The 14,954-nt window shown below is 71.3% G+C and carries 17 protein-coding genes; 7 read left to right on the forward strand and 10 right to left on the reverse strand.

Features of this window, described 5'->3' with window-relative positions; genetic code table 11:
* Positions 1-173: 173 nt before the first annotated feature.
* Entirely contained in the window at positions 174-938 is a 765-nt protein-coding gene (locus B082_RS0100415; RefSeq protein ID WP_018549845.1) for a hypothetical protein, read from the forward strand.
* A 5-nt stretch (positions 939-943) separates the two neighbouring features.
* Here the strand turns inward: B082_RS0100415 and B082_RS0100420 are convergent, their stop codons facing one another.
* Together B082_RS0100420 and B082_RS0100425 are read right to left on the reverse strand one after the other, a co-directional pair.
* A complete protein-coding gene (locus tag B082_RS0100420; RefSeq protein ID WP_018549846.1) occupies positions 944-1,459 on the reverse strand; it encodes a hypothetical protein in 516 nt (171 codons plus the stop codon).
* A 36-nt stretch (positions 1,460-1,495) separates the two neighbouring features.
* Positions 1,496-2,617 (reverse strand): magnesium and cobalt transport protein CorA, encoded by a 1,122-nt coding sequence (locus B082_RS0100425; protein WP_018549847.1) that lies wholly within the window; start codon positions 2,615-2,617, stop codon positions 1,496-1,498.
* Between the two features lie 409 nt (positions 2,618-3,026).
* Here B082_RS0100425 and B082_RS0100430 point away from each other — a divergent pair, with 409 nt between their 5' ends.
* Positions 3,027-3,611, forward strand: a complete 585-nt coding sequence (locus tag B082_RS0100430; protein ID WP_026249266.1) for a suppressor of fused domain protein — start codon at positions 3,027-3,029, stop codon at positions 3,609-3,611.
* Positions 3,612-3,616: 5 nt separating this feature from the next.
* Here the strand turns inward: B082_RS0100430 and B082_RS0100435 are convergent, their stop codons facing one another.
* On the reverse strand, positions 3,617-4,864 hold the full coding sequence (locus tag B082_RS0100435) for an MFS transporter (RefSeq protein WP_018549849.1): 1,248 nt from the start codon (positions 4,862-4,864) through the stop codon (positions 3,617-3,619).
* A 168-nt stretch (positions 4,865-5,032) separates the two neighbouring features.
* Between B082_RS0100435 and B082_RS0100440 the strand changes: the two genes are divergently transcribed.
* The 3 genes from B082_RS0100440 (at position 5,033) to B082_RS0100450 (ending at position 7,376) form a co-directional block, all read left to right on the forward strand.
* Entirely contained in the window at positions 5,033-5,677 is a 645-nt protein-coding gene (locus B082_RS0100440; RefSeq protein WP_026249267.1) for a DUF6758 family protein, read from the forward strand.
* 75 nt (positions 5,678-5,752) lie between these two features.
* Positions 5,753-6,619 carry a PHP domain-containing protein gene (locus B082_RS0100445; RefSeq protein ID WP_018549851.1) on the forward strand — a complete coding sequence of 289 codons (867 nt, stop codon included), beginning with the start codon at positions 5,753-5,755 and terminating at the stop codon, positions 6,617-6,619.
* Between the two features lie 151 nt (positions 6,620-6,770).
* Positions 6,771-7,376 (forward strand): MarC family protein, encoded by a 606-nt coding sequence (locus B082_RS0100450; protein ID WP_026249268.1) that lies wholly within the window; start codon positions 6,771-6,773, stop codon positions 7,374-7,376.
* A 127-nt stretch (positions 7,377-7,503) separates the two neighbouring features.
* Here B082_RS0100450 and B082_RS39395 read toward each other — a convergent pair whose 3' ends face one another.
* On the reverse strand, positions 7,504-7,656 hold the full coding sequence (locus tag B082_RS39395; RefSeq protein WP_018549853.1) for a hypothetical protein: 153 nt from the start codon (positions 7,654-7,656) through the stop codon (positions 7,504-7,506).
* Positions 7,657-7,876: 220 nt separating this feature from the next.
* On the opposite strand from B082_RS39395, the gene B082_RS0100460 reads away from it, so the two are divergent.
* Positions 7,877-8,764: an NYN domain-containing protein gene (locus B082_RS0100460; RefSeq protein WP_018549854.1), complete on the forward strand. Its 888-nt coding sequence runs from the start codon at positions 7,877-7,879 to the stop codon at positions 8,762-8,764.
* Between the two features lie 24 nt (positions 8,765-8,788).
* Here the strand turns inward: B082_RS0100460 and B082_RS0100465 are convergent, their stop codons facing one another.
* A complete protein-coding gene (locus B082_RS0100465) occupies positions 8,789-9,634 on the reverse strand; it encodes an alpha/beta fold hydrolase (RefSeq protein WP_018549855.1) in 846 nt (281 codons plus the stop codon).
* A gap of 178 nt (positions 9,635-9,812) precedes the next feature.
* Positions 9,813-11,897 carry a DEAD/DEAH box helicase gene (locus tag B082_RS0100470; RefSeq protein WP_202453309.1) on the reverse strand — a complete coding sequence of 695 codons (2,085 nt, stop codon included), beginning with the start codon at positions 11,895-11,897 and terminating at the stop codon, positions 9,813-9,815.
* A 316-nt stretch (positions 11,898-12,213) separates the two neighbouring features.
* Between B082_RS0100470 and B082_RS0100475 the strand changes: the two genes are divergently transcribed.
* Positions 12,214-12,948 (forward strand): ferritin-like fold-containing protein, encoded by a 735-nt coding sequence (locus B082_RS0100475; protein WP_026249270.1) that lies wholly within the window; start codon positions 12,214-12,216, stop codon positions 12,946-12,948.
* A 34-nt stretch (positions 12,949-12,982) separates the two neighbouring features.
* On the opposite strand, the gene B082_RS0100480 is transcribed toward B082_RS0100475, so the two are convergent.
* From B082_RS0100480 to B082_RS0100495, 4 genes are all read right to left on the reverse strand, one after another.
* Positions 12,983-13,252 (reverse strand): hypothetical protein, encoded by a 270-nt coding sequence (locus tag B082_RS0100480; protein ID WP_018549858.1) that lies wholly within the window; start codon positions 13,250-13,252, stop codon positions 12,983-12,985.
* Between the two features lie 212 nt (positions 13,253-13,464).
* A complete protein-coding gene (locus tag B082_RS0100485; protein ID WP_018549859.1) occupies positions 13,465-13,692 on the reverse strand; it encodes a DUF3107 domain-containing protein in 228 nt (75 codons plus the stop codon).
* Positions 13,693-13,823: 131 nt separating this feature from the next.
* On the reverse strand, positions 13,824-14,465 hold the full coding sequence (locus B082_RS0100490) for a TetR/AcrR family transcriptional regulator (RefSeq protein ID WP_018105511.1): 642 nt from the start codon (positions 14,463-14,465) through the stop codon (positions 13,824-13,826).
* 168 nt (positions 14,466-14,633) lie between these two features.
* Positions 14,634-14,849: a hypothetical protein gene (locus tag B082_RS0100495; RefSeq protein WP_018549860.1), complete on the reverse strand. Its 216-nt coding sequence runs from the start codon at positions 14,847-14,849 to the stop codon at positions 14,634-14,636.
* Positions 14,850-14,954 lie beyond the last annotated feature (105 nt).

Raw genomic sequence — 14,954 nt, forward strand, 5'->3', positions numbered from 1 at the left:
GCGGGTCGTCCGCTTCCGACAGTTATTGCTCTGTTATGACGTGATCAGGCTAGCCCGTACCCCTGCGGACCGCCCCGGTGGACCGTCCGTACGGCTCTGCGCCCAATGGCGTAGGCCGCCCGGGTACGCTGCCGTCTGCCACCCCCACCATGAAGATGAGAGGCAGTGCGCCTGTGACCTCTTTCGTGCCGTCCGTCCGGGCCCGCCGCCGGACCGTCCCGCTCGCCGTCGTGCTCTGCGCGGGGCTGACCGCGGCCCTGGCCGCGTGCGGGGGTGAGGACCCGGACGAGGGGACCAACGGAGTCGGCAAACTCTCCGCACCGGAGATCGAGAAGAAGGCACAGGCCGCGGCCGACGCCGCGGACGCGGTGCGCCTCGCCGGCACGCTGGTGAGCAAGGGCGGCACGTACAAGATCGACATGCGGCTCAAGAACAAGGGCGGCGCGGGCTCCGTCACCTCGAAGAACAGCACCTTCGCGCTGCTGCGGATCGGTGACGAGCTCTACCTCAAGGCCGACGCCGGCTTCTGGAGCCACGACGAGAAGGACGGGGCCGACGGCGCCTCGGCGGCGGACAAGCTGGAGGACAAGTACGTCAAGGTCCCCGAGGACGACCCCACGTACAAGCAGCTGAGCGGCTTCACCGACAAGAAGGTGCTGCTCGACGGGCTGCTCACGCTGCACGGCGAGCTGACCAAGGGCGACCGCGACAAGGTCGCCGGGGTGCGCACCGTACGGATCATGGGCGGCGAGGGCAAGGGTGGCGCGCTGGACGTGTCGCTGGAGGGCAAGCCGTATCCGCTGCGCTTCGCCCGGGGCGGCGGCGGGGGCGTGGTCACGCTGGCCGACTGGGGCAAGGACTTCACGCTCAAGGCCCCCGCCGAGGACGAGACGGTCGACTACGGCAAGCAGCTGCCGAAGACGTCGCCCTCCTCGTAACCGGGCTACTTGCGCAGCGAGCGCTTCAGGAGGCGGGGCAGGCCCGCCGGGACCGGGAGCCGGGTCGTCGCCGGGGTGGGCAGCGGCGCGGCCGCCCCCGAGGTGTCCGGCAGCCCGGTGCGGACGTCGCGGGGCGTGAGCCGTACGATCCGGCACTCGCGGGCCCACCGCTCCGTCATCCGCTCCGCGTCCGGGGCGTTCAGCCGCTTGCCCTTCAGCTCGGCGACCGCGGCCTCCCACTCCTCTGAGTGCGGCGCCGGCTCGGTCACCGATGCCGACCAGACGACGAGGCGGCCGCCCTTGTCCTTGCTGCGGACGGTCACCTCCGCGGTGGCGCCGTCGGTGAGGCCGGCCGGGAACGGCTGCTCACCCGGGCCGTCACCGACCAGATGCGCCGCCCCCTCGTGCCACACGTGCCACAGCGCCCGCGCGGGGCCGGTGCCGCGCACCCAGATGAGGCCCGACTTCTTCGTGGCCTCCTCGACGAGGGCCGTCCCGAGCAGCGTGTCAGCAGCAGTCATGGGCAGAGCTTAGAACGTCCGGTACCGGGGAGGACGTCAGAGCCAGCCATTGCGCTTGAGCATGCGGTGGATGGAGAAGCAGACCCCAGCGATGACGCCCATCACCATGGGGTAGCCGTACCGCCAGTGCACCTCCGGCATGTTGGTGAAGTTCATGCCGTAGACCCCGCAGATCATCGTCGGTACGGCGACGATGGCCGCCCAGGACGTGATCTTGCGCATGTCCTCGTTCTGCGCGACGGTCGCCTGCGCCAGATTGGCCTGGAGGATGGAGTTCAGCAGCTCGTCGAAGCCGATGACCTCTTCCTGGACCCGCACCAGATGGTCCGCGACGTCCCGGAAGTACTTCTGGATGTCGGGGTCGATCAGCCGCATCGGCCGTTCGCTGAGCAGCTGCATGGGGCGCAGCAGCGGCGAGACGGCGCGCTTGAACTCCAGCACCTCGCGCTTGAGCTGGTAGATCCGGCCCGCGTCCGAGCCGCGCGAACTGCCTTTGTCCGGGGTGGAGAAGACCTCGATCTCCACCTCGTCGATGTCGTCCTGCACCGCGCCCACCACCGCGATGTATCCGTCCACGACGTGGTCGGCGATGGAGTGCAGCACCGCGGAGGGGCCCTTGGCGAGCAGCTCGGGGTCCTCCTCCAGGCGGTGGCGCAGCGCCCGCAGCGAGCCGTGGCCGCCGTGCCGCACGGTGATGACGAAGTCCCGGCCGGTGAAGCACATGACCTCGCCGGTCTCCACGAGCTCGCTGGTCGTGGTCAGTTCGGTGTGCTCGACGTAGTGGATGGTCTTGAAGACGGTGAACAGGGTGTCGTCGTACCGCTCCAGCTTGGGCCGCTGGTGGGCGTGGACGGCGTCCTCCACGGCCAGCGGGTGCAGCCCGAACTCCCGGGCGATGCCCGCGAATTCCTCCTCGGTCGGCTCGTGCAGGCCGATCCAGGCGAAACCGCCGCTCTCCCGCACCCGGAGCATCGCCTCGTGCGGCGTGCGGCAGGTGCCGTCCTCCTCGACGATGCGACGGCCGTCGCGGTAGACCGCGCAGTCGACGACCGCGCTGGAGGCGGAGGGGTCGCGGGTGGCGTCGTAACTGTTGTGCAGGGTGGTGGTCCTGCGCAGGGACGGGCGCACGACGGCGCGCAGGTCGCGGATCATCGACATGGCTGGCTCCTTCACGGAGGGCCGTCGGCGAGGGCGTGGAACAGCCCGGAATGGGGACGTGGGCTCACATCCGCAAAGCGGGCGGCACCGCGGCAGCGCGATGACGGCGTTCGCTACAGACAGGCAAAAAAAGACGTGCTCTTCCGTCGTGCGAAATGCCGTGGCCCTGACCGGGGAGGCGTCAGTTCACGCGGAAAGGTGTCGAGCGGAAGAGCGGTTGGTACTGCACGGTCGACTTGGATCCACCGCAGCCCCACCTCCTCCGGTCGGTCCCCCTTGGGGGATGACGTTGCGCCGGGACTTGAGAGCGACGCTTCTGCGTGCTGCCCCAGCCGGCACCCCAGGCTAGCAGCCGGTTAAGGGCCAATCCCTTCCTTTGCCCGTTCCATACGCGTCCTATGCTCGCCGCATGGCAGAAATTCTTGCGCTGGTCGAGGCGCGTCTGCGGACGGCCCTGGGCGAACCGGACGCACGCGCGGCAGTGACGTTTCTCGGGACGGACCGGATCGAGGTACTCCGATTCATCGACGGCGACATCGTGCGGTACGCCACGCTCGGTATGTCCGCCCAGCCGATGTCCGATCCGACCGCCGCTCTCGCCGACCCGGTGAAGGGCCCGCGCGCCGAGCTGGTGCTGTCGGTACGGGGCGGGCTCGCCGACACCGACCAGGTGCTGCGCAAGCTCGCGGTGCTGGCGGCGTCTCCCCAGGTGGAGGGCCTGATTGTGGCACCCGGGGCCTCGCTGGACGTCGGTGAACCGCTGTGGCCCGGGGCCCCGTTCACCTCGGTGCTCGTCGCGGAGGGCGGGGGTCTGGTGGCGGACCTGGAACTGGATGAGCCGGCGGAGCCGGTGCGCTTCCTGCCGCTGCTGCCGATGACGCACAACGAGGCCGCCTGGAAGCGGGTCCGCGGTGCGCAGGAGCTCCAGGAGAGATGGCTGTCGCAGGGGACGGACCTGCGCGACCCCCTGCGGCATTCGGTGACGCTGGACTGACGGGGTCAGCCCGCGAAGACGGTGACGCCGTCCTCGGTGGCGTGCTTCGGCTCCAGCTCCTCGGCCTCGTGGGTCAGCGCGGAGCGCCTGACCCGGACCACGACGGCGCCCAGCAGCGCGGCGACGGCGGCGACGACGAACGGGATGTGGATGTTGCTCCACTCCTCGATCTTGGGGGCCAGGTAGGGCGCCGCCGCCGCGGCGAACCAGCGGACGAAGTTGTAGCCGGCGCTGGCCACCGGGCGCGGGGCGTCCGAGACGCCGAGTGCCAGCTCCGTGTAGACGGTGTTGTTCATGCCGATGAGGGCGCCGGAGACGATGGTGCAGACGATGGCCGTCGTGTGGCTGCCGTAGCCGAGGACCACCAGGTCGGCGGCGAGCAGCACCAGCGAGGCGCCGAGCACCTTCAGCGAGCCGAAGCGCCTCTGGAGCCGGGGCGCGACGAGCACCGAGAAGACCGCGAGCAGCAGACCCCAGGCGAAGAAGACGGCACCGGACTTGTACGGCGTCATGTTCAGCACGAACGGCGTGAACGCCAGGATCGTGAAGAACGCGTAGTTGTAGAAGAACGCGGAGGCGGCGACGGAGGCGAGCCCGCCGTGGCCGAGGGCCTTGACCGGGTCGAGCAGTGACGTCCTGCGGGCGGGCTTGGGCTGTTCCTTCAGGAAGGCCGTGATGCAGACGAAGCCGATCGCCATCAGCGCGGCCGTCCCGAAGAACGGGTAGCGCCAGCTGGCGTCACCGAGCAGCGCGCCGAGCAGGGGCCCGCACGCCATGCCGAGGCCGAGCGCCGACTCGTACAGCAGGATCGCCGCCGAGCTGCCGCCGGCCGCGGCGCCGACGATCACGGCGAGCGCGGTCGAGACGAAGAGGGCGTTGCCCAGGCCCCAGCCGGCCCGGAAGCCGACGAGTTCGGCGACGGACGACGAGGTGCCGGAGAGGGCCGCGAAGACCACCACGAGCGCCAGTCCGGCCAGCAGCGTCTTGCGGCCGCCGATGCGGCTGGAGACGAATCCGGTGACGAGCATCGCGACGGCGGTGATCAGGAAGTACGAGGTGAACAGGAGCGACACCTGACTCGGTGTCGCCTCCAGTCCCTTGGCGATGGACGGCAGGATCGGGTCCACCAGGCCGATTCCCATGAACGCGACGACGGACGCGCCTGCCGTCGCCCAGACCGCCTTCGGCTGGCGCAGGAGGCTGACCGTCTCCTGATCGAATGGATCCTCTCCCGGTGTGGCCTCGCTCCGCATGGGCCTTCTCGCTCTCCGCTAGATCGATGTGTTATGCACAGAATAAGTTAGAGGATCTAATGAGTGCAAGCTACATCTAAATTGGCCGGTGGGAGCAGGAACGATCCCGCTCGGCCGAGGAGTGATCGTCCTTGACGCGGCGACGGCCGGGGAGGACCGTTGGACGGTATGAGGGGCGAACCAAGTTGCCCGAAGTGCGCAGGCCGGGTCCGGGCGCCGGGTCTCTTTGCCGACACCTGGCAGTGCGACGCGCACGGCAGCGTGCACCCGCTCCAGCCGGTCATCCCGCCGAGCGTCGAGGCGCTCGGGGTCGTGGTGCACCGGGCGCAGGTGCCCGTCTGGATGCCCTGGCCGCTGCCGGTGGGCTGGCTGTTCACGGGCGTGGCCTGTGCCGGCGACGACCGCAGCGGGGGCCGGGCCACCGCCGTCGCCTGCACCGGGCCGGGACCGCTCGGCGGCATGGGCGAGCTGCTGCTCGTCGCCGAGGAGCTGGGTGTCGGACTCGGGGCGCGGTACGCCGGGATCGAGGGGCCCGACCCCGGGCCGGGACTGCGGGTGGACGGCCCCCCGGACGCCAAGGTCCTCGCCGCGGGCCGCCCGACGCCGCTCTGGCACGTCAAGGACGCCCCCGCCGACCGCGCCGTCTTCGCGGGCGAGGCGCGCGGGCTGTGGCTGTGGGCCATCGTCTGGCCCGAGCAGTCCGGGCTCCTCATGTACGACGAGCTGGTCCTCACCGACCTGCGCGACGCCGGGGGAGAGGTCGACCTGGTGCCCTGCGGCGCGCTCACGCCCCGCCTGCTGACCGGGCCCTGAGCGGGGCCGGAGGGGTCCCGCGCGCCGGTTATCCTTGGGTGTCCCCTATCGGCCGCGAGCACTGGAGTCCGTGTCGTGCGCATCGACCTGCACACCCACTCCACCGCGTCCGACGGTACGGACACCCCCGCCGAGCTGGTGGGCAACGCCGCTGCCGCGGGCCTCGATGTCGTCGCCCTCACCGACCACGACACCGTGCGCGGCCACGCCGAGGCGATCGGCGCACTCCCCGAGGGGCTCACGCTCGTCACCGGCGCCGAGCTGTCCTGCCGCATCGGCGGCGTGGGCCTGCACATGCTGGCGTACCTCTTCGACCCGGACGAGCCCGCCTTCGCCCGCGAGCGCGAGCTGGTGCGCGACGACCGGGTGCCGCGCGCCCGGACCATGGTGCGCAAGCTCCAGGAGCTGGGCGTGCCGGTCACCTGGGAGCAGGTCGCCCGGATCGCCGGGGACGGCTCGGTCGGCCGGCCGCACGTCGCCACCGCCCTGGTCGAGCTCGGCGTCGTCGGGACCGTCTCCGACGCCTTCACGCCCGACTGGCTCGGCGACGGCGGACGCGCGTACGCCGACAAGCACGAGCTGGACCCCTTCGACGCCGTCCGGCTGGTCAAGGCCGCCGGGGGCGTCACCGTCCTCGCCCATCCGGCCGCCGTCAAACGCGGCCGTACGGTCCCCGAGTCCGCCATAGCCGAACTGGCGGCCGCCGGGCTCGACGGCATCGAGGTCGACCACATGGACCACGACGAGCCGACCCGGACCCGGCTGCGCGCACTCGCCGGCGAGCTGGGGCTGCTGACCACCGGCTCCAGCGACTACCACGGCAGCCGCAAGACCGTGGAGCTCGGCGCGTACACCACCGACCCCGAGATCTACGGCGAGATCACCCGGCGCGCCACGGGAGCCTTCCCGGTGCCGGGCGCCGGCGGACCCACCGCCTCGTAACGGCACACGGGCCCCGCCCGTTCGCACCGCTCACCCCCACCCGCGCACAGGCCGCCCCCGGCTGTCCGTCCGGACCGCCCGGCGGTCTTGTGGCGCGCCTCTTCCCCGCGGCCACCCTCCGCATTCCCGCTCTCTCCTCGCAAGGCTCACCGTGTTCGACGTCGCTGTCTTCGGATCCCTTTTTCTCACCCTTTTTGTGATTATGGATCCACCGGGGATCACCCCGATCTTCCTCGCTCTCACCGCCGGCCGCCCCGCCCGGATGCAGCGCCGGATGGCCCTCCAGGCCGTCGCCGTCGCGTTCGGCGTGATCGCCGTCTTCGGCCTGCTCGGCCAGCAGATCCTGGACTACCTGCACGTCTCCGTCCCCGCGCTGATGATCGCCGGCGGGCTGCTCCTGCTGCTGATCGCGCTCGACCTGCTGACCGGCAAGACCGACGAACCGACGCAGACCAAGGACGTCAACGTCGCCCTCGTACCGCTCGGCATGCCGCTGCTCGCGGGACCCGGCGCGATCGTCTCGGTGATCCTCGCCGTGCAGCACGCCGACAGCATGGCGGGCCAGGTGTCGGTCTGGACGGCGATCGTCGCCATGCACGTCGTGCTCTGGCTGACCATGCGCTACTCGCTGCTGATCATCCGGGTCATCAAGGACGGCGGCGTCGTGCTCGTCACCAGGCTGGCCGGCATGATGCTGTCCGCCATCGCCGTGCAGCAGATCATCAACGGCGTCACCCAGGTCATCCAGGGCGCCTGACCCCGGCCCGGTGTCCGGCCCGCACACCACAGCGCCCCCGTACGGACATTCCGTACGGGGGCGCTTCGTCTTCGTCACGTCGACAATTCACATCGGCAAGGCGCTGGGCAAGGTGCTCAACAAGGTGTTACGAAGCCGGACTTTCGGCCGGTCGGATATAGATGCGCTGGCCCGTCGCGGCGGCCTGCTGCACGATCCGGTTGACGGAGGCGGCGTCCACAACAGTGCTGTCCACGGCGGTACCGTCGACATCGCTGAGTCGCATGATCTCGAAGCGCATACGGCTTCCCTTCGTCTGATCCTCCTGCTGGAGAACTACTGGAGGACGGTCTCCCGTCCGCAAGGATGAGGAGCGCCAGGCATGGCTGTCGTGCGCTCCACAGGGGATACAACGGCTTGCCCCCTGCAAACATTCCCTACGCTAAGGAAATTTTTTGGATGTCTAAGTACCAGCGGGTAATCACGCGTGTGCGCACGACCGGCTCCCCGACGGGAACCGCATGAACGACGCGGAGATCGGCGAGCGGCTGGACCGCACCAACACCCTGCTCCAGCGGGTGCTCGCCGAGGTCTCGAAGACCCCCTCGACCCACGCGATCTTCGTGGACGCGGGCTATGTGTACGCCGCCGCCGGGCTGCTCGTCACCGGCACCGAGGACCGGCGCTCCTTCGACCTCGACGCCGAAGGGCTGATCGAGGCCTTCATCGACAAGGCCCGCACCATCTTCGCGGACAGCAGACTGCTCCGCGTGTACTGGTACGACGGAGCCAGACGCCGCATCCACACCACCGAGCAGCAGGCCATCGCCGAACTGCCCGACGTCAAGGTCAGACTCGGCAACCTCAACGCCAACAACCAGCAGAAGGGCGTCGACTCCCTCATCCGCACCGACCTGGAGTCCCTCGCCCGCCACCGCGCCATCAGCGACGCCGCGCTCATCGGCGGCGACGAGGACCTGGTCCCGGCCGTCGAGGCCGCCCAGGGCTACGGCGCCCGGGTCCACCTCTGGGGCATCGAGGCGGGCGAGGGACGCAACCAGGCGGAGCCGCTGCTCTGGGAGGTCGACAGCCAGCGCACCTTCGACCTGGACTTCTGCAGCCCCTACGTCACCAGACGCGCCGTCACCACCTACGAGGACGACGCCCCCGCGCCGTCGCGCGAGGACGTCCGCTTCGTCGGCGCACAGATCGCCGGTGCCTGGCTCGCCGCACGGGGCCGCGAGTCCCTGGCGGACCTGCTGCCCGGCCATCCGTATCTGCCGGGCTCCGTCGACCAGGACCTGCTGAACGAGGCCGAACGCCTCCTCCAGCGCTCCCTGCGGGGCTACGCCCCCCTGCGCAGGGCCCTGCGCGACGGCTTCTGGCAGCACCTCAAAGCGCAGTACTGACAGCCCTCGCAGTACTGACAGCCCTCAGAGGCCGTCCCAGAAGGAGACGAGCGCGGCGGCCGTGGCGTCCGGCCGGTCCGTGTTGGGGGAGTGCTCCGCACCCTCGATCCGGGTCCGGCGGGCGCCCAGCCGCACCGCCATCTCGTCCAGCACCGGCACCGGCCACACATCGTCGCTCTCGCCGGAGAGCACATGGACCGGCAGCCCGGCGGCGGCGAGCTCGGCCACCCGGTCCGGCTCGGTGGACAGCAGGCGGCCGGTGGCGATCAGCTGGGCCGGGTGGTGGCGCAGCCAGCGCCGCCGCAGGTCCTCGCCGTCCGTGTCCGCCTCGGCCGGCGGTTCGAAGGCGCGCATCGCCGCCCAGACGTCGTCCATGGTCATGGTCGCCAGCGCGTCGCCCAGGATCTTCAGCTTGACCCGCTGCGCCTCCACCACGGCGGCGGACCCCGACGACATCAGGGTCACTGAACGGAACGGCGCGGCGTCCAGGAGGACGGCGGCCCGGCCGATCTGCCCGCCGAGCGAGTGCCCCACCAGATGCACCGGGTCCTCGCCCGCACCGAGCGCGGCCGCCTGCGCGAGCACGTCACGGGCCAGCTCCTCCTGGGCGTAGCTCTCCCGGCGGTCCGTCCCCGGGCTCTCGAACTGCCCGCGCCCGTCGACGGCGACGGCACGGTATCCGGCGTCCGCGAGGGGTTCCAGCAGCGCGATGAAGTCCTCCTTGCTGCCGGTGTATCCGGGCACCAGCAGGGCGGTGCCGCGCGGGGCGGCGGGCGGGGAGGCGTCCAGCACGGCGAAGTCGCCGCGCGCGGTGTGCAGCGCGCGGGCCCGCGCGCAGGGGGGCGGGGTGAAGGTGGGTGGCCTGCTCATGGGACGAGGTTAGAACCTGTGCGGCCGGGTACGCGGGACGGCCCCGGGGGAAGTCCCCGGGGCCGTCCGGCAGGCGGTGAGTGGTCCGCTGGACCGTGTCCGCAAAGCCCCGCCCGGCCCACGAGGCCTGCCGCGGGCCACGCCCTCCGGGCGTACGGGGGGGACTTCGCGGACCGACCTAGCTCTCGGCCTTCGCTGCGGCGGCGCGCGGTGCCCGGCGCCGGCGCGGCTTGGCCTCGCCCTCGGCGGTCGCGGTCTCCGCCACGGCCTCCGTCTTGGGCTTCGAGACCGCGCGGGTGCGGCGGCGCGGCGGCTCGGGCTCGGAGACCGGCGCGATCTGGAAGTCGACCTCGTCCTCGGCCGGCTTGATCACCCGGGCGCGGCGACGCGGCCGGGTGACGGCGGGCGCCTCCGGCTCGGCCACGGGCGCGGTCTGGAAGTCCGCCTCCTGGGTCACCGGCTTGGCCACCCGGGCGCGGCGCCGACGCGGCTTGGCCGCCTCGGTCACCGTCTCGTCGGTCACCGGCTCAGCGGCCACGGGCTCGGCCACGGCGTCCACGACGGCCTCCGCCTTGGGCTTGGCCGTCCTGGTCCGGGTGCGCTTCTTCGGCTCGGCCTCGGCCTCGGGCTCGACGACCGCGGGGGCCTCGGCCACGGCGACCGCTGCCTCGGCCGCGATGTCCGCCGCACCGACGCGGGTGCGCCGGCGGCGGCGCGGGGTGCGCGGGCCCTCCACGGCATCGGCGGGCGCCGCCGCCTCGGTCACGGCCTCGGTGGCCGGTGCGGGCACGGTCGCCGCGCCTTCGGCGAGGGCCGAGCCGCCACGGGTACGACGGCGCTGACGCGGGGTGCGCGGCGGGCGCTCCTCGCGGACGGCGGGCGCCGGGGCGGCGGACTTGCGGCCGCGGCCACCCGTCTCACCGAGGTCCTCGATCTCCTCGGCCCGCAGACCGGCCCGGGTCCGCTCGGCACGCGGCAGGACACCCTTGGTGCCGGCCGGGATGTCGAGCTCCTCGTACAGGTGCGGGGAGGTGGAGTACGTCTCGACCGGGTCCGGGAACTTCAGGTCCAGGGCCTTGTTGATCAGCTGCCAGCGCGGGATGTCGTCCCAGTCGACCAGCGTGATCGCGATGCCCTTGGCGCCCGCGCGGCCGGTCCGGCCGATGCGGTGCAGATAGGTCTTCTCGTCCTCGGGCGACTGGTAGTTGATGACGTGCGTGACGCCCTCGACGTCGATACCGCGAGCGGCGACGTCGGTGCAGACCAACACGTCCACCTTGCCGTTGCGGAAGGCGCGCAGCGCCTGCTCGCGGGCGCCCTGGCCGAGGTCGCCGTGGACCGCGCCGGAGGCGAAGCCGCGCTTCTCCAGCTGCTCGGCGATGTCGGCCGCGGTGCGCTTGGTGCGGCAGAAGATCATCGCGAGCCCGCGGCCGTTGGCCTGGAGGATGCGCGAGACCATCTCGGGCTTGTCCATCGAGTGGGCGCGGTAGACGTACTGCGCCGTGTTCTTGACGGTCGTGCCCTCGTCGTCGGGCGAGGTGGCGTTGATGTGGGTCGGCTGCGACATGTAGCGGCGCGCGAGGGAGATGACCGCGCCCGGCATGGTGGCCGAGAACAGCATGGTCTGGCGCTTGGCCGGCAGCATCGTGATGATGCGCTCGACGTCGGGCAGGAAGCCCAGGTCGAGCATCTCGTCGGCCTCGTCGAGGACGAGCGCGCGGACCTTGGAGAGGTCGAGCTTGCGCTGGCCGGCCAGGTCGAGCAGCCGGCCCGGGGTGCCGACGATCACATCGACGCCCTTCTTGAGGGCCTCGACCTGCGGCTCGTACGCCCGGCCGCCGTAGATCGCGAGGACCCGGACGTTACGCACCTTGCCGGCGGTCAGCAGGTCGTTGGTGACCTGCTGGCACAGCTCGCGGGTGGGCACGACGATGAGGGCCTGCGGGGCGTCGGTCAGCTCCTCGGGCTTGGCGCGGCCCGCCTCGACATCGGCGAGGACGGTGACGCGCTCCAGCAGCGGCAGACCGAAACCGAGGGTCTTGCCGGTGCCGGTCTTGGCCTGCCCGATGACATCGGAGCCGGAGAGGGCGACGGGGAGCGTGAGCTCCTGGATGGGGAAGGGGGACGTGATGCCGACGGCCTCAAGGGCCTCGGCGGTCTCGGAAAGAATCCCGAGGTCTCGGAACGTAGTCAGGGTGCTGCCTCTTCTGTGAGACGCGGCCCGAGGCGAACGAAGGGGGTCGTACCGTGCCGGGTTGGTCATCCGGCCGGGATGGGCCGGGTGGCGCGGGACCACTGCCGTCGCTCAGAGCGCTCGTGCCGCTGAGGGGGCCCCTCATGGTGCGGTCGTACGTGTCGCACGCACCGCGTGGAGGGCTGTCAGGTCGGAGCCGATCGGGCCACCGACCGGGCATCCTCATTCAATTTCGCGCCACGAGCAGATGCAAAGTGCTCAGTAAGCGCATTACCACTGTACCCCGGATCCGCGCATCTGTGTTGGGCGAATTCGTCGGGAGGGTGTGACGCCGGCCGGCGGCCGGACCGTTCCGCTCCCCTCCGGGCGGGCTATTCTGCGCTGCATGGAGACGCCTGACAACGCCACTGAAGCCCCCGCGACCACCAAAATCGCCGACCAGGACTGGACCACCGCGTCCGCGGAGCCGCAGTACCGGGCCGCCGTGGTCGACCTGCTGGGAGCACTCGCCTACGGGGAGCTGGCGGCCTTCGAGCGGCTCGCCGAGGACGCCAAACTCGCGCCGACCCTGGCCGACAAGGCGGAGCTGGCGAAGATGGCGTCCGCCGAGTTCCACCACTTCGAGCGGCTGACGGAGCGGCTGACGGCCATCGAGGTGGAGCCGACCGGCGCGATGGAGCCGTTCGCCAGGGCGCTGGACGACTTCCACCGCCAGACCGCGCCGTCGGACTGGCTGGAGGGCCTGGTCAAGGCGTACGTCGGTGACTCGATCGCCAGCGACTTCTACCGGGAGGTCGCGGCCCGGCTCGACTCCGACACCCGCTCCCTGGTCCTCGCGGTGCTCGACGACACGGGCCACGGCAACTTCGCCGTCGAGAAGGTGCGCGCCGCGATCGAGGCGGACCCGAGGCTCGGCGGCCGGCTCGCGCTGTGGGCGCGGCGGCTGATGGGTGAGGCGCTTTCGCAGGCGCAGCGCGTGGTCGCGGACCGTGACGCGCTGTCGACCATGCTGGTGGGCGGCGTCGCCGACGGCTTCGACCTGGCCGAGGTCGGCCGGATGTTCTCGCGGATCACCGAGGCGCACACCAAGCGGATGGCCGCCCTGGGGCTGGCCGCCTAGCGTCCCGCCCGTCGGGGTCGGACCGGCCCCGGCGTCAGGCCGCGGCCGACCGGCCCAGCTGTCGGCTGCGCGGCCGGATCAGCAGGGACACCGTCACCGCCGCGATCAGCACGGCGCCCACCACCGTGACCGCCGGATGGCCGGAGCCGAGCACCGAACGCATCAGGGACGTGCCGAACAGGGCACCGAGCGCCCCGGCGGCGAACACGGTGCGACGGGCCGGGAGGCGGCCGGGCAGCGAGCGCAGGGCCGCCCAGGAGAGGGCCACCCCGAGCACGACGGCGCTCAGCGTTTCCAGGATCACAGACGATCACCTCGCAGGACGACGGGCCGGGTATATCGGTCCTGGTCGTACTACCCGTGAGCGCCCGGTCACAATCCTTTCACGCACAGGCTTCGCTCAGCCGCCGCACAGCCAGGCGGACGGGCACACGGAGAGCGGACGGGCGCATACGGAGAGCGGCCCGGCGGGACTCCCGCCGGGCCGCTCTCCGTGTCCTGTGCGTCAGTACGCCGTTACAGCGTGCCGAACCCCACCCGTCGTGCGCTGGGCTCGCCGATCTCCACGTAGGCGATCCGGTCGGCCGGCACGAGGACCTTGCGGCCCTTCTCGTCCGTGAGGCTGAGCAGCTGCGCCTTGCCGGCGAGAGCCTCGGCGACCGTGCTCTCGACCTCTTCGGCGGAAAGCCCGCTCTCCAGAACGATCTCCCGGGGCGTGTGCTGCACCCCGATCTTGACCTCCACGGCTATGTCCCTCCGACGGTCAGTCCCTGCGCGGTGAACCGCGCCGTACGCAGCACACATTAGCCCGCTGAGGGGACCTGTCCGGGCGCCACGGGCCACGCCCGCAGCGAACAGCGGGCGCCGCCCGGCGGTCAGTGCTGATCGATGCCGTGCAGCGGGAATCCCGCGATGCCCCGCCAGGCCAGCGAGGTCAGCAGCTGGACCGCGGTGTCGCGCGGGATGGCCGACCGGCTGGAGAGCCAGTAGCGGGCGACCACCTGGGACACCCCGCCGAGACCCACCGCGAGCAGCATCGACTCGTCCTTGGACAGGCCCGTGTCACCCGCGATCACGTCGGAGATGGCCTCGGCGCACTGGAGCGAGACCCGGTCCACCCGCTCGCGGACGGCGGGCTCGTTGGTCAGGTCGGACTCGAAGACGAGCCGGAAGGCGCCGCCCTCGTCCTCGACGTACGCGAAGTACGCGTCCATCGTCGCGGCCACGCGCAGCTTGTTGTCCGTGGTCGACGCCAGCGCCGTGCGCACCGCCTGGAGCAGTGACTCGCAGTGCTGGTCGAGGAGGGCCAGATACAGCTCCAGCTTGCCGGGGAAGTGCTGGTAGAGGACCGGCTTGCTGACCCCGGCCCGCTCCGCGATGTCGTCCATCGCCGCAGAGTGGTAGCCCTGCGCGACGAAGACCTCCTGCGCGGCTCCCAGCAGCTGGTTGCGTCGGGCGCGGCGGGGCAGGCGAGTGCCCCGCGGGCGCGCCGCCTCGGTCTGCTCGATGGCTGTCACGCCGCCTCCCAAATTCGTGGTCAGACACAGCCGTTCCGTACACGCCATGCCCTACCGACATCGTACTTTTGGGTAACCCCGGTATGCGCGGCGCGGACGCAGAATTTCACGGACCGGACGGCTGCGGAAGCCATGCACTGCCCCGCCCCCGGCGCAGATGGGGACGTATCAGCGGTAATCGTCCTCATCCTGGGGGACGACGCGGGCCTGTTCCGCCGCATCGGCCTCGCTGACCTCGTCACGGTCGTGGTCCGTGAGGGCTTCGTCGCTCTCGGGGCGCAGATCCGTCCGCTGCTCGGCGGCGTCCGCGTCGGGTGTCTCCTGGTCGGGCTCGTCCGGCTGGACGTCCTCGAAGGTCTCGGGGTCCCTCGGGTCGACCGTCATGGTGACTCCCTTCCTCGGTTCGAGCCTATGGGGTACCCCCGGAAGCCGCTATGCGATCTGTGACGGCGAACACATGAATCGTCGTGTGATCATCTCGTAACATTG

The organism is Streptomyces sp. ATexAB-D23 (assembly GCF_000373645.1).
Taxonomy (GTDB): domain Bacteria; phylum Actinomycetota; class Actinomycetes; order Streptomycetales; family Streptomycetaceae; genus Streptomyces; species Streptomyces castrisilvae.

What these genes read in the sequence shown, in the direction of transcription:
- B082_RS0100460 (WP_018549854.1), top strand. Translation starts at nt 7,877, where the DNA reads ATGAACGACGCGGAGATCGGCGAGCGGCTGGACCGCACCAACACCCTG.
- B082_RS0100440 (WP_026249267.1), top strand. Translation starts at nt 5,033, where the DNA reads ATGAGGGGCGAACCAAGTTGCCCGAAGTGCGCAGGCCGGGTCCGGGCG.
- B082_RS0100495 (WP_018549860.1), bottom strand. Translation starts at nt 14,849, where the DNA reads ATGACGGTCGACCCGAGGGACCCCGAGACCTTCGAGGACGTCCAGCCG.
- B082_RS39395 (WP_018549853.1), bottom strand. Translation starts at nt 7,656, where the DNA reads ATGCGCTTCGAGATCATGCGACTCAGCGATGTCGACGGTACCGCCGTG.
- B082_RS0100420 (WP_018549846.1), bottom strand. Translation starts at nt 1,459, where the DNA reads ATGACTGCTGCTGACACGCTGCTCGGGACGGCCCTCGTCGAGGAGGCC.
- B082_RS0100470 (WP_202453309.1), bottom strand. Translation starts at nt 11,897, where the DNA reads ATGACCAACCCGGCACGGTACGACCCCCTTCGTTCGCCTCGGGCCGCG.
- B082_RS0100430 (WP_026249266.1), top strand. Translation starts at nt 3,027, where the DNA reads ATGGCAGAAATTCTTGCGCTGGTCGAGGCGCGTCTGCGGACGGCCCTG.
- B082_RS0100475 (WP_026249270.1), top strand. Translation starts at nt 12,214, where the DNA reads ATGGAGACGCCTGACAACGCCACTGAAGCCCCCGCGACCACCAAAATC.
- B082_RS0100425 (WP_018549847.1), bottom strand. Translation starts at nt 2,617, where the DNA reads ATGTCGATGATCCGCGACCTGCGCGCCGTCGTGCGCCCGTCCCTGCGC.
- B082_RS0100435 (WP_018549849.1), bottom strand. Translation starts at nt 4,864, where the DNA reads ATGCGGAGCGAGGCCACACCGGGAGAGGATCCATTCGATCAGGAGACG.
- B082_RS0100465 (WP_018549855.1), bottom strand. Translation starts at nt 9,634, where the DNA reads ATGAGCAGGCCACCCACCTTCACCCCGCCCCCCTGCGCGCGGGCCCGC.